The organism is Campylobacteraceae bacterium, assembly GCA_013215945.1.
GTDB lineage: Bacteria > Campylobacterota > Campylobacteria > Campylobacterales > Arcobacteraceae > NORP36.
This window is the reverse complement of record JABSOM010000001.1, coordinates 189,570-203,833: the sequence shown is the minus strand read 5'-3', so window position 1 is coordinate 203,833 and position 14,264 is coordinate 189,570. Positions and strand designations below refer to the sequence as shown.

General features: G+C 28.4%; 18 protein-coding genes. 9 read left to right on the top strand and 9 right to left on the bottom strand.

Annotated features, from left to right (window positions below; genetic code table 11):
- The first annotated feature begins 5 nt into the window (after window positions 1–5).
- The 8 genes from HRT41_00940 to HRT41_00905 all read left to right on the top strand — a co-directional run bounded on the left by HRT41_00940 (window position 6) and on the right by HRT41_00905 (window position 5,062).
- Window positions 6–320 carry a hypothetical protein gene (locus tag HRT41_00940; GenBank protein NQY22574.1) on the top strand — a complete coding sequence of 105 codons (315 nt, stop codon included), beginning with the start codon at window positions 6–8 and terminating at the stop codon, window positions 318–320.
- Window positions 321–1,085 (top strand): DUF2202 domain-containing protein, encoded by a 765-nt coding sequence (locus tag HRT41_00935; GenBank protein ID NQY22573.1) that lies wholly within the window; start codon window positions 321–323, stop codon window positions 1,083–1,085. It abuts the gene before it with no gap.
- Between the two features lie 3 nt (window positions 1,086–1,088).
- The gene (locus HRT41_00930) at window positions 1,089–1,370 is read left to right on the top strand and encodes a hypothetical protein (GenBank protein NQY22572.1); all 282 of its coding nucleotides are present in this window, start codon (window positions 1,089–1,091) and stop codon (window positions 1,368–1,370) included.
- Entirely contained in the window at window positions 1,370–1,699 is a 330-nt protein-coding gene (locus HRT41_00925) for a hypothetical protein (protein ID NQY22571.1), read from the top strand. The genes HRT41_00930 and HRT41_00925 overlap by 1 nt, the downstream gene beginning before the upstream one ends.
- Window positions 1,696–2,019, top strand: a complete 324-nt coding sequence (locus tag HRT41_00920; GenBank protein ID NQY22570.1) for a YtxH domain-containing protein — start codon at window positions 1,696–1,698, stop codon at window positions 2,017–2,019. The genes HRT41_00925 and HRT41_00920 overlap by 4 nt, the downstream gene beginning before the upstream one ends.
- A 6-nt stretch (window positions 2,020–2,025) precedes the next feature.
- Window positions 2,026–4,143, top strand: a complete 2,118-nt coding sequence (locus HRT41_00915) for a heavy metal translocating P-type ATPase (GenBank protein ID NQY22569.1) — start codon at window positions 2,026–2,028, stop codon at window positions 4,141–4,143.
- Window positions 4,144–4,326: 183 nt separating this feature from the next.
- On the top strand, window positions 4,327–4,548 hold the full coding sequence (locus HRT41_00910) for a hypothetical protein (GenBank protein ID NQY22568.1): 222 nt from the start codon (window positions 4,327–4,329) through the stop codon (window positions 4,546–4,548).
- Between the two features lie 67 nt (window positions 4,549–4,615).
- Window positions 4,616–5,062: a transcriptional repressor gene (locus HRT41_00905; GenBank protein ID NQY22567.1), complete on the top strand. Its 447-nt coding sequence runs from the start codon at window positions 4,616–4,618 to the stop codon at window positions 5,060–5,062.
- A gap of 32 nt (window positions 5,063–5,094) precedes the next feature.
- Here HRT41_00905 and HRT41_00900 read toward each other — a convergent pair whose 3' ends face one another.
- From HRT41_00900 to HRT41_00875, 6 genes are all read right to left on the bottom strand, one after another.
- Window positions 5,095–5,592: a flavodoxin gene (locus HRT41_00900; protein NQY22566.1), complete on the bottom strand. Its 498-nt coding sequence runs from the start codon at window positions 5,590–5,592 to the stop codon at window positions 5,095–5,097.
- 3 nt (window positions 5,593–5,595) lie between these two features.
- Window positions 5,596–6,354: a hypothetical protein gene (locus HRT41_00895; protein NQY22565.1), complete on the bottom strand. Its 759-nt coding sequence runs from the start codon at window positions 6,352–6,354 to the stop codon at window positions 5,596–5,598.
- Window positions 6,344–6,682, bottom strand: coding sequence for a DUF2325 domain-containing protein (locus tag HRT41_00890; GenBank protein ID NQY22564.1), 339 nt, complete (start codon window positions 6,680–6,682; stop codon window positions 6,344–6,346). Before HRT41_00890 ends, HRT41_00895 begins: the two co-directional genes overlap by 11 nt.
- A gap of 271 nt (window positions 6,683–6,953) precedes the next feature.
- The gene (locus HRT41_00885) at window positions 6,954–7,184 is read right to left on the bottom strand and encodes a hypothetical protein (GenBank protein NQY22563.1); all 231 of its coding nucleotides are present in this window, start codon (window positions 7,182–7,184) and stop codon (window positions 6,954–6,956) included.
- A gap of 113 nt (window positions 7,185–7,297) precedes the next feature.
- Window positions 7,298–7,591: a hypothetical protein gene (locus HRT41_00880; protein ID NQY22562.1), complete on the bottom strand. Its 294-nt coding sequence runs from the start codon at window positions 7,589–7,591 to the stop codon at window positions 7,298–7,300.
- Window positions 7,592–7,926: 335 nt separating this feature from the next.
- Window positions 7,927–10,212 (bottom strand): PAS domain S-box protein, encoded by a 2,286-nt coding sequence (locus tag HRT41_00875; protein NQY22561.1) that lies wholly within the window; start codon window positions 10,210–10,212, stop codon window positions 7,927–7,929.
- Window positions 10,213–10,414: 202 nt separating this feature from the next.
- Here HRT41_00875 and HRT41_00870 point away from each other — a divergent pair, with 202 nt between their 5' ends.
- On the top strand, window positions 10,415–10,609 hold the full coding sequence (locus tag HRT41_00870) for a CPXCG motif-containing cysteine-rich protein (protein ID NQY22560.1): 195 nt from the start codon (window positions 10,415–10,417) through the stop codon (window positions 10,607–10,609).
- A 127-nt stretch (window positions 10,610–10,736) separates the two neighbouring features.
- Here HRT41_00870 and HRT41_00865 read toward each other — a convergent pair whose 3' ends face one another.
- The 3 genes from HRT41_00865 to HRT41_00855 form a co-directional block, all read right to left on the bottom strand.
- Window positions 10,737–11,495, bottom strand: a complete 759-nt coding sequence (locus HRT41_00865; protein ID NQY22559.1) for a hypothetical protein — start codon at window positions 11,493–11,495, stop codon at window positions 10,737–10,739.
- A 183-nt stretch (window positions 11,496–11,678) separates the two neighbouring features.
- Entirely contained in the window at window positions 11,679–12,371 is a 693-nt protein-coding gene (locus HRT41_00860; GenBank protein ID NQY22558.1) for a response regulator, read from the bottom strand.
- Window positions 12,364–14,199 (bottom strand): hypothetical protein, encoded by a 1,836-nt coding sequence (locus HRT41_00855; protein NQY22557.1) that lies wholly within the window; start codon window positions 14,197–14,199, stop codon window positions 12,364–12,366. The genes HRT41_00860 and HRT41_00855 overlap by 8 nt, the downstream gene beginning before the upstream one ends.
- Between the last annotated feature and the right edge of the window lie 65 nt (window positions 14,200–14,264).

The following is a 14,264-nucleotide window of genomic DNA, read 5'->3' as shown; positions in this document are numbered from 1 at the left end:
ATAGATTGATTAAAACAGAAGACATTATAAAGATTGCTGGTTATTTTAGCGTAATTGCTCACACCCCTGGACGATTAAGAGTAAGAGTTTCTTCAAAAATTAAAAATGAAAGTTCTTCTATAACGATTAAAGACATAGAAAATATACCTGAAAAAATCAATGGTATCACCAGTATCAAAGTTAAAAAAATAATTGGTTCAGTAACTATTATCTATGATCCTGTTATTTTCCCTTCGTCTTTATGGGAAGATTTAATTAAGGGTGAGAATCTTGAAGAAATTACTTCAATGATGAATGCATTAGCAAAGGAGGTTATTTAGTTGAAAACAAATACTTTTGAAAAAGAGAGTTCCTTTACACAAGATTTGGAAACAAATGAAAACTTAGAAGATCTAGTGTTGAATAATGAAAATGTTGAAAAACTTGATTTTTCATATTTAGAGCAAAAACGTGTAGATTTGAACTTGAGTGAAACCGCACTTTCACAAGTTCTAAGAATTGCTGTTTATGATGAAATGCAAGCGTATGAAACCTATAGTGCAATACTTGAAAATTTAGGTGATATTGAGCCATTTTCAAGTATTAAACAAGCAGAAGCTGTTCATTATTCTGTTTTAATTTCTTTGCTTGAAAAATATGAAATTGATGTACCTCTTAATGACTGGACAAATAAACTTACTGTACCTAACACGTATATAGAATGTTGTGAAGTAGGAGTTGCTACAGAAATAGTAAATATTAAAATGTACGATGATTTACTAAAATATATCCAAGAAGAAGATGTAAAAGATGTTTTATATCGTTTACAAGCTGCTTCTTATAATAATCATCTTCCTTTGTTTAGGAATTGTGTAAAAGAGTACTACAACAAAGATGCAGGTTCTGCTTTGTTTAATCCTGAAGAAATGATGAATAAAGCAAGTGAGTATCAAAACTTATTAGAAGATATTGCAACAGGAAATATTGATCAAGATAAAATAACACAGTTATTAGGGAAAATGAATGTTTCAATGGTTTCAGGCGCTGCTCTAGGTGCAGCATCAAGTGCTTTTTTAAGTACTTATTTAAATAAAAATGAGGAGTAAGTTATGGCATTACCATTTATATTAGGATTGGCGTTAGGCGCAGGAGCAGTGGTTGCTTTTACTAAAAGCGATAAACTACAAGAACAAGCATGTAAGGTTGTTGATAAATCAAAAGCATTGGCCTGTTCATCATTAGAAAAAAGTAAAGAACTTGTAAATGAAGTTAAAAATAAAATCATGACAAGCAAAGAAGAGCTTACATCTGAAAATGAAACAAGTGATAATACTTTTTTAGAAGAACCTAAAAAACGTGTACGAAAAGTTAAAGCTAAGGAAGAAAGTTAATGAAAGAACTGTTAATTAATACGGGTGATGAAAGAAATGTTTTAGGTCATATTGTTAGTGGTGCCGTAGCATCCGCACTTATTTCTGGAACCATTAATTATAAAAAAGTTATGGAAAAAAAAGTTAAACCTACCTTTGCTTTAAAAGATACTATTAAAAAAACATCTCAAGGGGCAATTGCTACAGGTGCTGCAATTGCTACTTCTAATTACCTTGGTCAAAAAGGCGGTTTAATGAAAGCGTTAAGTGCTATTTCTATTGGAATGGCTGGTATTTATGCGCTTGAGATTTTAGATGAAAAATTCAATGCACAAGATGAGGCAAAATAATGCAAAAATATGATAATAATATAGAAAACTCTAGAACAACAAAAAATACACAAATTAATCCTTATATTAATCAAAATAATGTAGCGCAAAATAATAATACTTCAGACGTACAAAATCCTCTTAGCGGTTTTTCTCAAGGTGATTTTTTAAAAGGAGCACTTATTGGTGCTGCCGTGACTTTTCTTTTAACCAATAAAGGTGCACAAGAAAAAATGATGAATGCAGCAGCAAAAGGTAGTGAACTTTTTCAAGCTGGAATGGAAGAGCTAAAAGAAAGATATGAAGATGCACGGGCTCAAATGGACGAATCAGGCGAGTAAAATAAAATGAGCAATACTTTTAAAAAAGTCCACCAAACAGCATCACGAGTTAGATACCGTTTTAATTTGTTAAAAGAAGAATTTATTGATGACAATATTTTATCTTCTTATTTATCAAAAATTAAAGGGGTTAATAAAGTACGCGTAAATAAAAAAGCCTCTTCTATCATTTTTAATATAGAAGATATTGAAGTGTGTTACGAAATTGAAACTATTCTAGATAAATTATCTCTTGATGATTTATTAAACGATGGTTCTTATAATTCACTTAGTTTGGCGTATGTAAAAGAAGATGCTCCTACACTAAATGGTGTTATTCGTGCATCTTCGGCTTTAATTTCAGAGCGTTTTATTTCAAATGATTTTTTGAAAGCTTCTTTAACTATAGGGGCAGCTGCTCCTATGTTAATAGATGGAACTAAAGAATTATTTAGCGAAGGTTTAACTTCTAAGGTTCTAGAAAGTGCTGCCGTTGCAGTATCTGTATTTAGAAAAGATTATTTGGCTGCAAATTCAACCAATGCAATGTTAGAGCTTGGCGAATATATAGAAGAAACCACAGTACATAAAAGTGATGATTTATTAAAAGAGTTATCAAAACCAAATGTAAAAGAAGCCTGGTTACAAACGCAAGAAAATGGAAAAATTGTAGAAAATCTAATTCCTACAGAAGATATCAAAATTGGTGATATCATTGTTGTTGGAGCTGGAAGTACTATTCCCATTGATGGACATGTTGTTTCAGGCGAAGCATCTGTTAATCAAGTATCTATGACAGGAGAAGCAGAACCTATTTCTAAAAGTAGAGGGGATAGAGTAATCTCTGGTACTGTTATTGAAGATGGCCGTTTAAAAATATGGGCAGAATGTGTTGGTAATGATACCGCAACACAAAGAATTAAACACTATATAGAAAACTCTTTAAACGAACAAAGTTCAGTACAGTTAAAAGCAACAAAACTTGCAAATAAATTGGTACCAGTAACCTTGGGTTTAGCTGGTCTCTCTTATGTAATTTCCAGTGATTTTGAACGTGTAGCTTCTGTTTTACAAGCAGATTATTCTTGTGCTTTAAAACTAGCAACACCGGTGGCATTTAAATCAACTATTTCAAAAGCGGGGAATGATGGAATAATGATTAAAGGCGCAAAAGCAGTTGAAGCATTAGGTATTGCAGATACATTTATTTTTGATAAAACGGGAACATTAACCTCAGGGGAACTAGAAGTTATGTCTATTGATTCTTATGACAAAGCCTGGAGCGAAGATGATATTTTAAATTTAACAGCCAGTACAGAAGAACATTATTTTCATCCTGTTGCAGAAGCGGTTGTAAAAGCTGCAAAACAAAAAGGTTTTGTACATATGCATCATGAAGAAGTCGAATTTATTGTGGCCCATGGTGTTAAAACAGAAGTAAATGGAAAAACAGTGATTATAGGCTCAAGACATTTTTTAGAAGATGATGAAAAGATTCCTTTTTCTAAGCATAAAAAAGCCATAGAAAAGTCTTTAGAAGATGGACGAACCTTGCTGTATATTTCTTACGATGGGAAATTATTAGGAACTATTGGTTTAGCAGATCACTTAAGACACAATACAAAAGAAGCACTTGCTCGTTTAAGAACGCTTGGTGTTAAAAATATTATTATGCTTACAGGGGATACTAAAGAAAAAGCTGAATTAATTTCTGGTGAATTAGGAATTGATAAAGTATATGCTGGTCTCTTACCTACAGATAAAGCAAGAATAGTAAAAGAATTAATGAAAGAAGGGCATCAGGTCGCATTTATTGGTGATGGTATTAATGATGCACCTGCTTTAATTTCTGCTCATGTAGGTATATCTATGAGTAAGGGCGCTGATATCGCAAAAGCTACTGCTGATGTTTCTTTATTAAAAGATGATATTGAAGCAGTAGTTGAAGCAAAAGAATTTGCAAATAAAACAATGAAGTTAATTAACAACAATTTTAATACAACCGTGGCTGTAAATTCAGTTATTTTAGCGGGGGCTACTTTGGGATTTTTTACGCCCATTGTTACAGCTGTTTTACATAATGGAACAACCATTGCCTTATTATTAAATTCAATTAAAGGTGTTAAGTTAAATAAAGACAAGTAGTTTAATTTAAAAGGCATTCTCCTATTTAAGTTTTCTTAGATAGAATTCTGATTATTATTATCAAAAGGAAGTTTATGCCATTTATTTTACACCTAGCTACTATTTTAACTTTTGCTTTAAGCATTAAAACACTTGAAGGAAGTGCAAAAGTTATGATTAAAAGAAGTAAAAGGAGACGTAAAGATGGGACTTGATTTAGAAATTCAAAGAGAAGCTGCAAAAATTGCAATGAGCGCAACCTTAGGTGCTACTGTGGTAACATCAATGTTTATGAAAAATAAACTGGCAAAAAAAACACATATTATAGCAGGAGCTGCTTTTTGTGGTTTTGCATTGTGGCATCATATGTTATATCAGAAAAAAAATAAAGTAAGTAATAAAACTAAAGAGAAAATCAAAGCATAAAATTAACTTTCTTTTTTTCTCATCTTTGGTTATACTAATACAGACATATCAATAATAAAGGCTTTAAATGTCAAAACATGACGAAGTAATAGAACAACTAAAAATAATTGTTAAACAAAAAGGTTTAAAATACACTGAACAACGTGAGATTGTTCTTAGAGTACTTATGAGTGTTGAAGAACATTTAACAGCGGAAGATGTTTATAACCATATTAAATCTGCATATAAAGAGTCTAATATTGGAATTGCAACTGTTTACAGAGCACTTTCTTTTTTAGAAGATGTAAAATTAATTACTTCTATCGCTTTTGGTACTGAGGGTAAAAAATATGAAGCAAACCTAAAAGCACATCATGATCATTTAATTTGTACAGCCTGTGGTAAAATTATTGAATTTTTAGACGAAGAAATAGAAAAACGACAAGATAATATTGCAAAAGTAAATAATTTCAAAATTACTTCTCATTCTATGCAGTTATATGGAATGTGCCAAGAGTGTCAAGCCAAAGACTAAAAACTTAAGAAGCTAAAGGCTTCTTAAATTTATTATAAAATTCGCTCTTTAATCGTATCAATCCACGCATCAATTCTTTCTTCACTTAAATCATCTTGATTGTCTTCATCCAAAACCAAACCTACAAACTCATTTTCTATTTGTGCTGTTGATTCTTCATGCTCAAAACCGTCAACTGATGTAAAACCAATGATATTGGCCCCTGTATCTTTTAATGCCTCATACATAGTTCCTAGACCATCTACGAAGGTATCTGCATACGAGTCTTGATCTCCTAAACCAAACAAAGCAATTGTTTTATTAGAAAAATTTATATCACAAAAATCTCCCCATGAATCTTCCCAATCATCTTGTAAATCTCCATCTCCCCAAGTAGATACTCCAAAAATTATTTTTTCATAATTATTAATTTTCTCTATGCCTTCATCGCAGATATTATAGGTATCTATATCTCCTAGTTTTGTTGAAAGTCTTTTTGCTATGTCTTCTGTATTTCCTACGCTTGAAGCGTAAAATATTGCTGTAGCCATTGTTTATCCTTGTATATTTCGTATAATTGATCTAAGAGAATAAGGTACTACTTTTATTTCGTAATTTTTATCTTCTAGTTCATCTACTTTTATTTGTATATGTCTGTTAAAATTTTCAAGTTTTGGATACACCAAATACACTTGTTTAAATTCACTTTGTTTAATTGAATTAATAGCAGTATTGATATCATCTTCAATTTTTAAATTCTTAGGGTCAATTTTTTTCCATGAGGTATAAATTTTTAAAGGAACAGCGTCTTCTTTAAAAATACAAATTGAATCCCCATTATCAAGAACTTTATTATTTTTATGCATTTTTCTTATTTTATTTAATACATATTCATGGAAAAGCAGATTTTTATCAAAAAAGAGTTGTAATTTGTTGTTTATAAAACATGTTGCAATAACTTTTGCCATAGGCAACAGTTTAGAACTTGCATATATTTGTTTTTTCATCTCTTTATTTACGTAGTTATTTATAATTAGGGTTGAATGCAAACAGAAAATAAAAGACTCTTTTTTTACAAAAGGTTTGATATAAGAAATAGCTTTTAAAGAATTTATTTTGTATTTGAAAATTTCTTCAAAAGTATATTTACATAATGTTTTCTGCTCATATTTGGAAAAAATATAATATTCTTTAATTAAACTAGAACTTAAGGACAAAAATAATTGTCTTAGTTTTTCTTTATTATTAAAGTGATCAAAAAAATAAGGCAAAGATTCTTGTTCTTGAAAAAATCCAATAAGGTTATTTTGCATTTTTATAACTTTCACAATCCGCATAACAAGACGCACAATCTTTAAGATCCATTACTCTTACATATTCTTCATATACACATGAAATAGAACGTTTTGCACAGATAAAAGGTATTTTGTATTTTTTTGCTTGTGTTTTATACTTAAGCATTGTATTGTGATTTAAAAAAGAAGTTAACATTACAATACAATCTGTATCAATAGGAATTTTCTTTTTTGGAGCAGAAGATTTTTTTCTTGCATCCCAATGATTGATATTTTTAGCACCTAAATCTTCTAACATCGACTGAATGTGTGAAATTTTATCTCCACCTATAATTAATATACTCATTTTATCTCCATTATTAACAGGTGCAACCCGTAGGTTTTACCAAATTTTGTTTATTTTCAATAGCCACGTCAATCATATTTGATATCCTTAATGATAATCGTTATTAGATGGTAGTGTAAGTTTTCTTAAAGTATTATTAATAGTGAGAACTGTTATCATATTTATTGAAGTATGTAAAAAATTGTTTAAAAATAGAAGTTATATGAGTTTTAAAAGGAGTGTTTGAGATTGCAGCTTAGTTAAATTAACTAAGCGCTACGAATATTTTGTTTTATCTTTTTGCAGTTTTGTACAAATTAACATACCAGTCATCACTTGTATCTTCTGAGGTTAATTGAAATAATGAAATTTCAATTGTATCATTATGATATTCAACGGATTCAATTTTTTCAAGAGGAATCTCTAAAGCCATTTCACAGTATTCAAGCAATACTTCTTCATAAATGAACTCTTCTTGATGGTACCCTTGTTCAAAGTTTGTAATTAAAAAATATGTTTCCATTGTCTCTCCAAATTGTATTGCGGAATTATTATCAAATAAAGCTTAAGAAAGTTTTAAATTGATAGTAAATAGTGGGAAAATTACAGAAATCACTGTTTTTCATAGTAAATAACTTACTTCTTCTTTCTTGAAGGCAAATATTTGAAGAAAAAGTAAATAATACCTGTCATAAGTATGGCGAATAATAATGCTTCAAAACTAAATGTAACTTCTTTTGTTCTATCTGTTTGTATCTCTTTTGATGCAAATAAAAGCATAATTGAAACAAACATAAAAGTGGCAGTCATTATTGCAATAATATGTGCGAATAACATGTGAAATTTTGTTATATAAAAATCCTTAACCATTTTCCATGTAAAAAAACTGCTTAATAAAGTAACTACAAGAACAATCGCTCTATCATCCAATCTGAATCCTTTTGTGAGGCAAAGCGCTCATAATAAATTTTGCTTATTGTATTTTGTTATTACTTAAAGCTTAGTTATTTTTTTAATTATTCTTTAATCTTGAAGTGAGAGTATAACTATTTACCATTTATGCATAAAATAGAACGCTTAGTCCTGAAAATATATAGTATTAGGAAATAAAGTTTTTATTTCCTCTCTTGTAAAGAGAATTAAATTTAGCCACAGTGGCCAATTTAAGTGGAAGAAGAGGATAAGTATACAAAAACGACCAATATTGTTACAAATATTTATTATTCCATTACAAGCAAGCTGGAGCGTTTTTATGATTACCTTTTCTAATCTACATATAAATCCCTAATTTTAAAAAATATTTCTTTATTTTTTAAAAATAAATCCACTAAAATAGGGTCAAAGTGTTTTCCTTTTCCTTCTTCAAATAAAGCAAATATTTTATCATCACTCCATGCTTTTTTATACACCCTATCACTACCTAAAGCATCAAATACATCTGCAATTGCAGTTATTCTTGCGTAAATGTGTATTTTTTCTTTTTCCAAACCTTGAGGATATCCACTTCCATCCCATTTTTCATGATGTTCATGAGCAACAATAGCAGCAGCTTGCAGCACTTTTCTTTTTGAACCTTTTAGTATATTAAAACCAATTTGCGCATGTGTTTTCATTATTTCAAATTCCTCTACTGAAAGTTTTCCTGGTTTTTTCAATATACTATCAGGAATTCCTACTTTCCCAATATCATGCATGGGGGAGGCGGATAATAATATTTCTGCTTCTTTTTTCTCTAAGCCATATAATAAAGCCAAGTTTTTTGAATACTCAGCCACTCTTTTTACGTGGTTTCCTGTTTCTTCACTTCTGCTTTCTCCTACTTCCCCCATTTTATAAATGATTTCTTTTTGTGTATCTTCAATTTCATTGTGCAAATTAAAAAGTTCTGTTATATCATGTCTAATACCCATATATTTTATGACTTCTTTTTTTTCATTTTTGATAGCTACATAAGTAACATTTGTCCAAAATTCTTTATTGTCTTTAGTATAGTTTTTAACAGTACCTTTCCACGTTCCTCCTGCTTTCAAAGCTTTGAATACTTCTTTGAATATTTCTTGATTTTCGTTTGCACCTTTTATCATATTAAAATTATTTCCAATAAGTTCTTCTTTTTTATATCCTGTAAGTTGACAGTAGGCCTCATTTATGTAAACAAACTCGTAGTCTAAATTAAATACTGAGATAATATTTGCTTCATCAAGTGCATTTCTATATTCTTTGGCTATATTCATAGTATCACTGTGATTTCTTGATTCATCATGAAGTAAAATTTTAAAATACTCTTTCATATCTTCATGTTCTGTAATATCTGTCCTAATACTAATATATTCTATTATTTCATCGTTCTCATTAAGAATGGGCTTAATTATAGTTTTTACCCAATAAGCTGAACCGTCTTTCGCTAAGTTTTTAATATTACCTCTCCAGGTTTTTTTGTCTTTTTTTATTGTTTTCCACATCTCTTTAAAAACATCTTTTTTTGTATCTGGGTGTTTAATAATATTTTGGTTTTTGCCAATAAGTTCTTCTTTACTATAACCTGCAAACTTACAGAACTCATCATTAACGTAAGTGATTGTACCATCTGGAGTAGTTTTAGATACGATAGTACATTCATCAATAGCATCTTTATATTGATTTCTTAATTTACTTAAGGGTCCTAGAATACTTTTTATAACTATAACTAAAGAAAGAACAATAAAAAAAGTGATAATAAAAAAGAATAAATAAGTAATATCTTTAATTTTATGTATCTCCTCATGCACTACAATAATAAGGGTATCTCTTATGTGTTCACTTTGTTTATGTATTTTTTCTATATAGTTTTTTATTTCTTTTAACAAAGCAAAATTATCATTTAATCCAATTACTTTTTGGTAAATAACAAGTTTTGAGAAGTGATTTTTATAGGAAAGGAGTGCATTTTTGTATTCTATATGTTTAAAATGTGGACTGTTTAACAAAGCTGCTATTTTAATATTAAACTCTTTTGCATAAAACATATTTTTTCTTAACATAAAGTCTTTTTCATCTTTTCTTAAAGCATATACCGATGAAAGTAAAATGTTATCTTTTACACTCATTGCATGTGTTAATAAAATATCAACAGAAAGTCTTAGTTCCTTATGTAAAGCATCTTCTTCACTTAATCCTATTATTTTTTGCATTCTGACAATATCGTAAAAGGTTTTTTGATAATTGTTAATTAATGTTTTATATACAGTAATATCAGCAGAAACAATTTCATGTTTATCTAAGGATTCTTTTAGTTTTTTTAATTTTATTCTTAAGGTGTTTGCTTCTTTAGAAAATAATAAAGAGTACTTTAATTCTTTTTTTTGCATAAAGTCTTTTTGAACAGTGATAAGAGAATAAACGTTTGAATTGATTCTTTCAATATTCTCTAATACTTTATGCAATACGCTTGTTTTATTTACAGAAGAAATGATTAGAAAAAACAACCAAAGAAATCCAATAACTACAATTAAAGTACTTAAGATCAATTTAATTTTTAGTGAAAAATAATGATTTAAACTTGATATTTTCATAGTAGAATCTCTTTTCTAAGAACCCAAATATATTATCCTAAGCAGGTAATATAGCTCTTTCAATGCATTTTATTGTTTATCTTATTAAGTAAGTATAGAACTAAGTATCTTTAATTATAATTAAATATACACTAAGTGTTAAGCTACATAAGTAGGAGTTTATTCCTTAGTCTTTTGCTATAATAATTAAACAGGAGTTAGCGTGCATGAAATGAATATTCAATGTCCTTATTGTTTACAAGCAATAAGTGTTTTATTAGACTTAGGTGTTTACAATTATACAACGGTTATAGATGACTGTGAAGTATGCTGTCGTCCTATTGAGTTGTCTTATAATGTGCAAGAAGGCGAAGTAACTACTTTTTCTTATTCTTCTATGGAAGGAAATGAGTACTAGTTTTCTTATTGTTTTTTTTTAAGTATAGAAAATACTGCCTTTAATATTTTAATATTTAACATTATTAGGTGTTAAATGAAAAAATATAAAGGCACATATTTAAAGTAATAGTTCTTCTTTACAATACTTATTTTAAGAAAAGTTTTTTAAAAAAAGCAGAAGCATTTTGTGGGTTCCAAGATACAATCACACAAGGAAGGTCTAAACTTCCATACGAGCTTATTTCTTTTATAATATTAATATCTCCAAATTTGCTAAACAATTTAAAATGTTCTTTTTTTATTGCAAATACATATAATTCAATATTATTGTCAATAAAAATATTATAAGTAGCACGCATTAAATATTTAAATTCCAAATTTAAACCCTTATTCGTATGATTGATTACATTTCTTGATATTTCTGCTAGTTTATTATGACTCTGTCTTTGAGTATTAAAAGAGTAGATTGAATCTGAGGGCAAAGTATTGTATTGATCAAATATAATACGACAAGTAGCAGTTAGTTCCTTGTTTTTTCTATAAGTAATAATGGCTGAGTTTTTATCGTGTGTATCAAAATTAAGATATTCAATAAGGTCTTTAAATTCATTGTCATAAGAAAGAGAAGAGAAAACAGTACTTCTTAGCGTAAATACTTCTATTAATTCTTCTGCATTTGCAATAAGTCCTAAGTTTTTATTTGTATCTTGCCAACTTAGTTTTTTGTTAAAAGAAATACTTTCTTCAATGACTTCTTCTAAAAACAATCTGTTTTTAAATAACATTAATGCTTGGTATTGTTCTTCATTAAAAGCTTCACTCATATAGGGAAGCGATCGTTGAATACTTTGTTGTACTAACTCATTTAAGTTTGTTAAACTTTTATTTTTATTTACATAAATCATTTTAATCCTTTGTATTATGTAGGATTAGTTTAATGAATATGTGTCACAGTTAGCGTCACAAAATTTAATTATTTATTTAGTTATTTATTGTAAAATTGCTTATTAGTACAGTTATGATAGGAATTATTAGTGAGTTTTATTTATTATTTATTTGTTTAAAAAGGGGAGATGTAAAAAGAAGAACTATTTTTTTTGTATGTTTATTTTACATCCAAGGGAGGGAATAGTTTCTATTAATCGGTGTTCTAGTTTTGTTCTCATTCTATAAATAAGTGTTCTTAATGTACTTTGAGAAATACTTTCTGCTGGCCATAATTGGTGTTCAATATCTTGAAAACTTAAAATACTCCCACGTGCATGAATAAGAAGTTGCAGTAGGTTATTTTCTTTAATACTTAAACGAACAGGTAGATTTGTTAAATACAATTGTTCTTGTTTTGTATTGTAATAATAATTAAAACCTAAATCAATGGTATTTTTATCTGGAATAATTTCTTTACTAATATTCATTTTATGAATAGCTAAAATTAGGCTTGATTTTAATTCAGCCCTCGTAAAAGGTTTAAGAATATAACCTAAAGGATTCGTTTTAACTGCTCTTTGTAAGGTATCATCATCCGAAAATGCGGTTAAATAAACGACTGAAATATCCATCATTTTTTGCAACTTTTTAGCAATAGCGATGCCATCTTTTGAATTTTGTAAATTGATATCAAGGAGGGCAATATCAGGACAATTGTTTTTAACACTTTGTATTGCTTGTTCGTAAGACGTTACCATGTCAGTTACTTCATAATTTAGTTTACGTAACGCACTTCTTATATCTAAAGCAACGATACTCTCATCTTCAACAATCAGTATTTTTATTCTAGGCATTTTCATTCCAGGTGATTTCAACATATACTCCATTTTTTGAATTTATATTTATTGTTCCTTTTAGTTGTGATACGGCAAGTGTATTAACTAAAACAATACCCAAAGAGGTCCATGAAATATTTTTGTCATATCCAATACCATCATCGCTTACTTCAAGTTTGTATTGTTCTTTGCTTTTTGATAAAGAAATATTAATATTGCCTTCTTTATTAATAAAAGCATATTTAAAAGAATTTGAAATAAGTTCATTTAGAATCAAACCACAATAAATAGCTTGTTGCATTTTTAGTTTGCATTGAATATTGTAATGAATACTTATATTATTAGCATAAGAATCTTTTAATTCATTGATTAAAATGTCAAAGTATTCATAGGCATTAATATGCGAAATATTATCTTGGGTATATAAAAGTTCATGTAAGTGGCTCATTGCAGAAATTCTATTTTGTATAGTAAGAAAAAGATCTTTTGTATTTTCATCGTGTATTTCGTCACTTTGAAGGCGTATTAAAGATACAATGGTTTGCATATTATTTTTAACACGATGATTTAACTCTTTTAATAATAATCCTTTTTCATTCAAAGCAATTTTTAAATCCTTTGTTTTTTCATTCACTTTGATTTCTAAACGGTATTTTTCATTTTCTTGTTGTGTAATAAGCTTATTTTTTGCTTCTTCTTTGTCTTTTTGCAAATAATTAATTCTGTCAGCTAAAGCAATAGCGAATATAATTACTTCACCCAAGAGCATAGATTCAATCATATAAGGAAAATATTCATAAAAATCAAATATTCCAGCACTTGAGATAAACATTAAAACAATTGCAAGCGTTATTAAAAACCATCCAAATAAGATAAAATAAGCAGCACGTACTTTTTTAATTACAGCATAAATAGTAATAAAAACCAAGTACAATAATAAGAGTAAGTTGAGTACATTTCTGTATTTATCATAGGAGTCACTTAAAACAAAAACCAATACAGACAAAGGAATAAGTATTAAAAAGGTATTTAATATAAAATTTATGCGCCTGTATTTTTTAATATTAAGGGATTTTTTTGTAAATAATGCCAGGGCGAAAATAGGAAAAGAAACAATAGCAGAAGCTAAGTTTACTACAACAGGAAGAGCGGATGGATCTAAAAGATAGATGTTTGCCATACCCACATACATTAAATGATGTATAACTATTCCAAGCACGTACAAAACATAATAAAAATAAGAAATATCTTTTGTAAAAAAATAAAGAAATAAATTGTAAATAGCTAGAATTAACATAGCCCCAAAGAATAAGGCTAAAATTACTTGATGCTGTATTTCTTGTGCGTAAAAATCATCTTCTTCCCAGAGTTTTAATTTTACAATTAAGGACGTAATATGGGAGCTTACTTTCAAATAATATGTTTTCTGCTCATAAGCATTCAACTGAATCTTAAAGGTTGGATTTATGGTTCTTCTTGCGCTGTTTATATTTAATAAACCATCCGTTTCGTGCCTATTTTCTGCAAAAAAATCAATATTACTTGTTAATGAATTCTGATATTCTAAAATTTTTTCAATGCTTTTATTGGAAGTATTTTTAAGACTAAATTTAAGCCATACATTAAAATTAGGAGAATAACCATAACTTAATACACTTTTTTCATTCTTTATAAATAAGAGTTTCTTGTTTTTTATTTCTTCTATATTTTTTGATTTACTCTTGTCAATATAAATAAAAGAAGAAGAAAGCAAATTGTAAGATGAGGTGTTTTCATCAATTAATACAGCGTTTGCGTGAATAAAGTTTGAAAGAAACACCAGCAAAAGTAAAAGACTTTTTTTCATTATTTAATGCCTGTTTTTCCTAATTGTACTTAAAATAAAGTCAATAAAAGCTAATAGTTTCATTA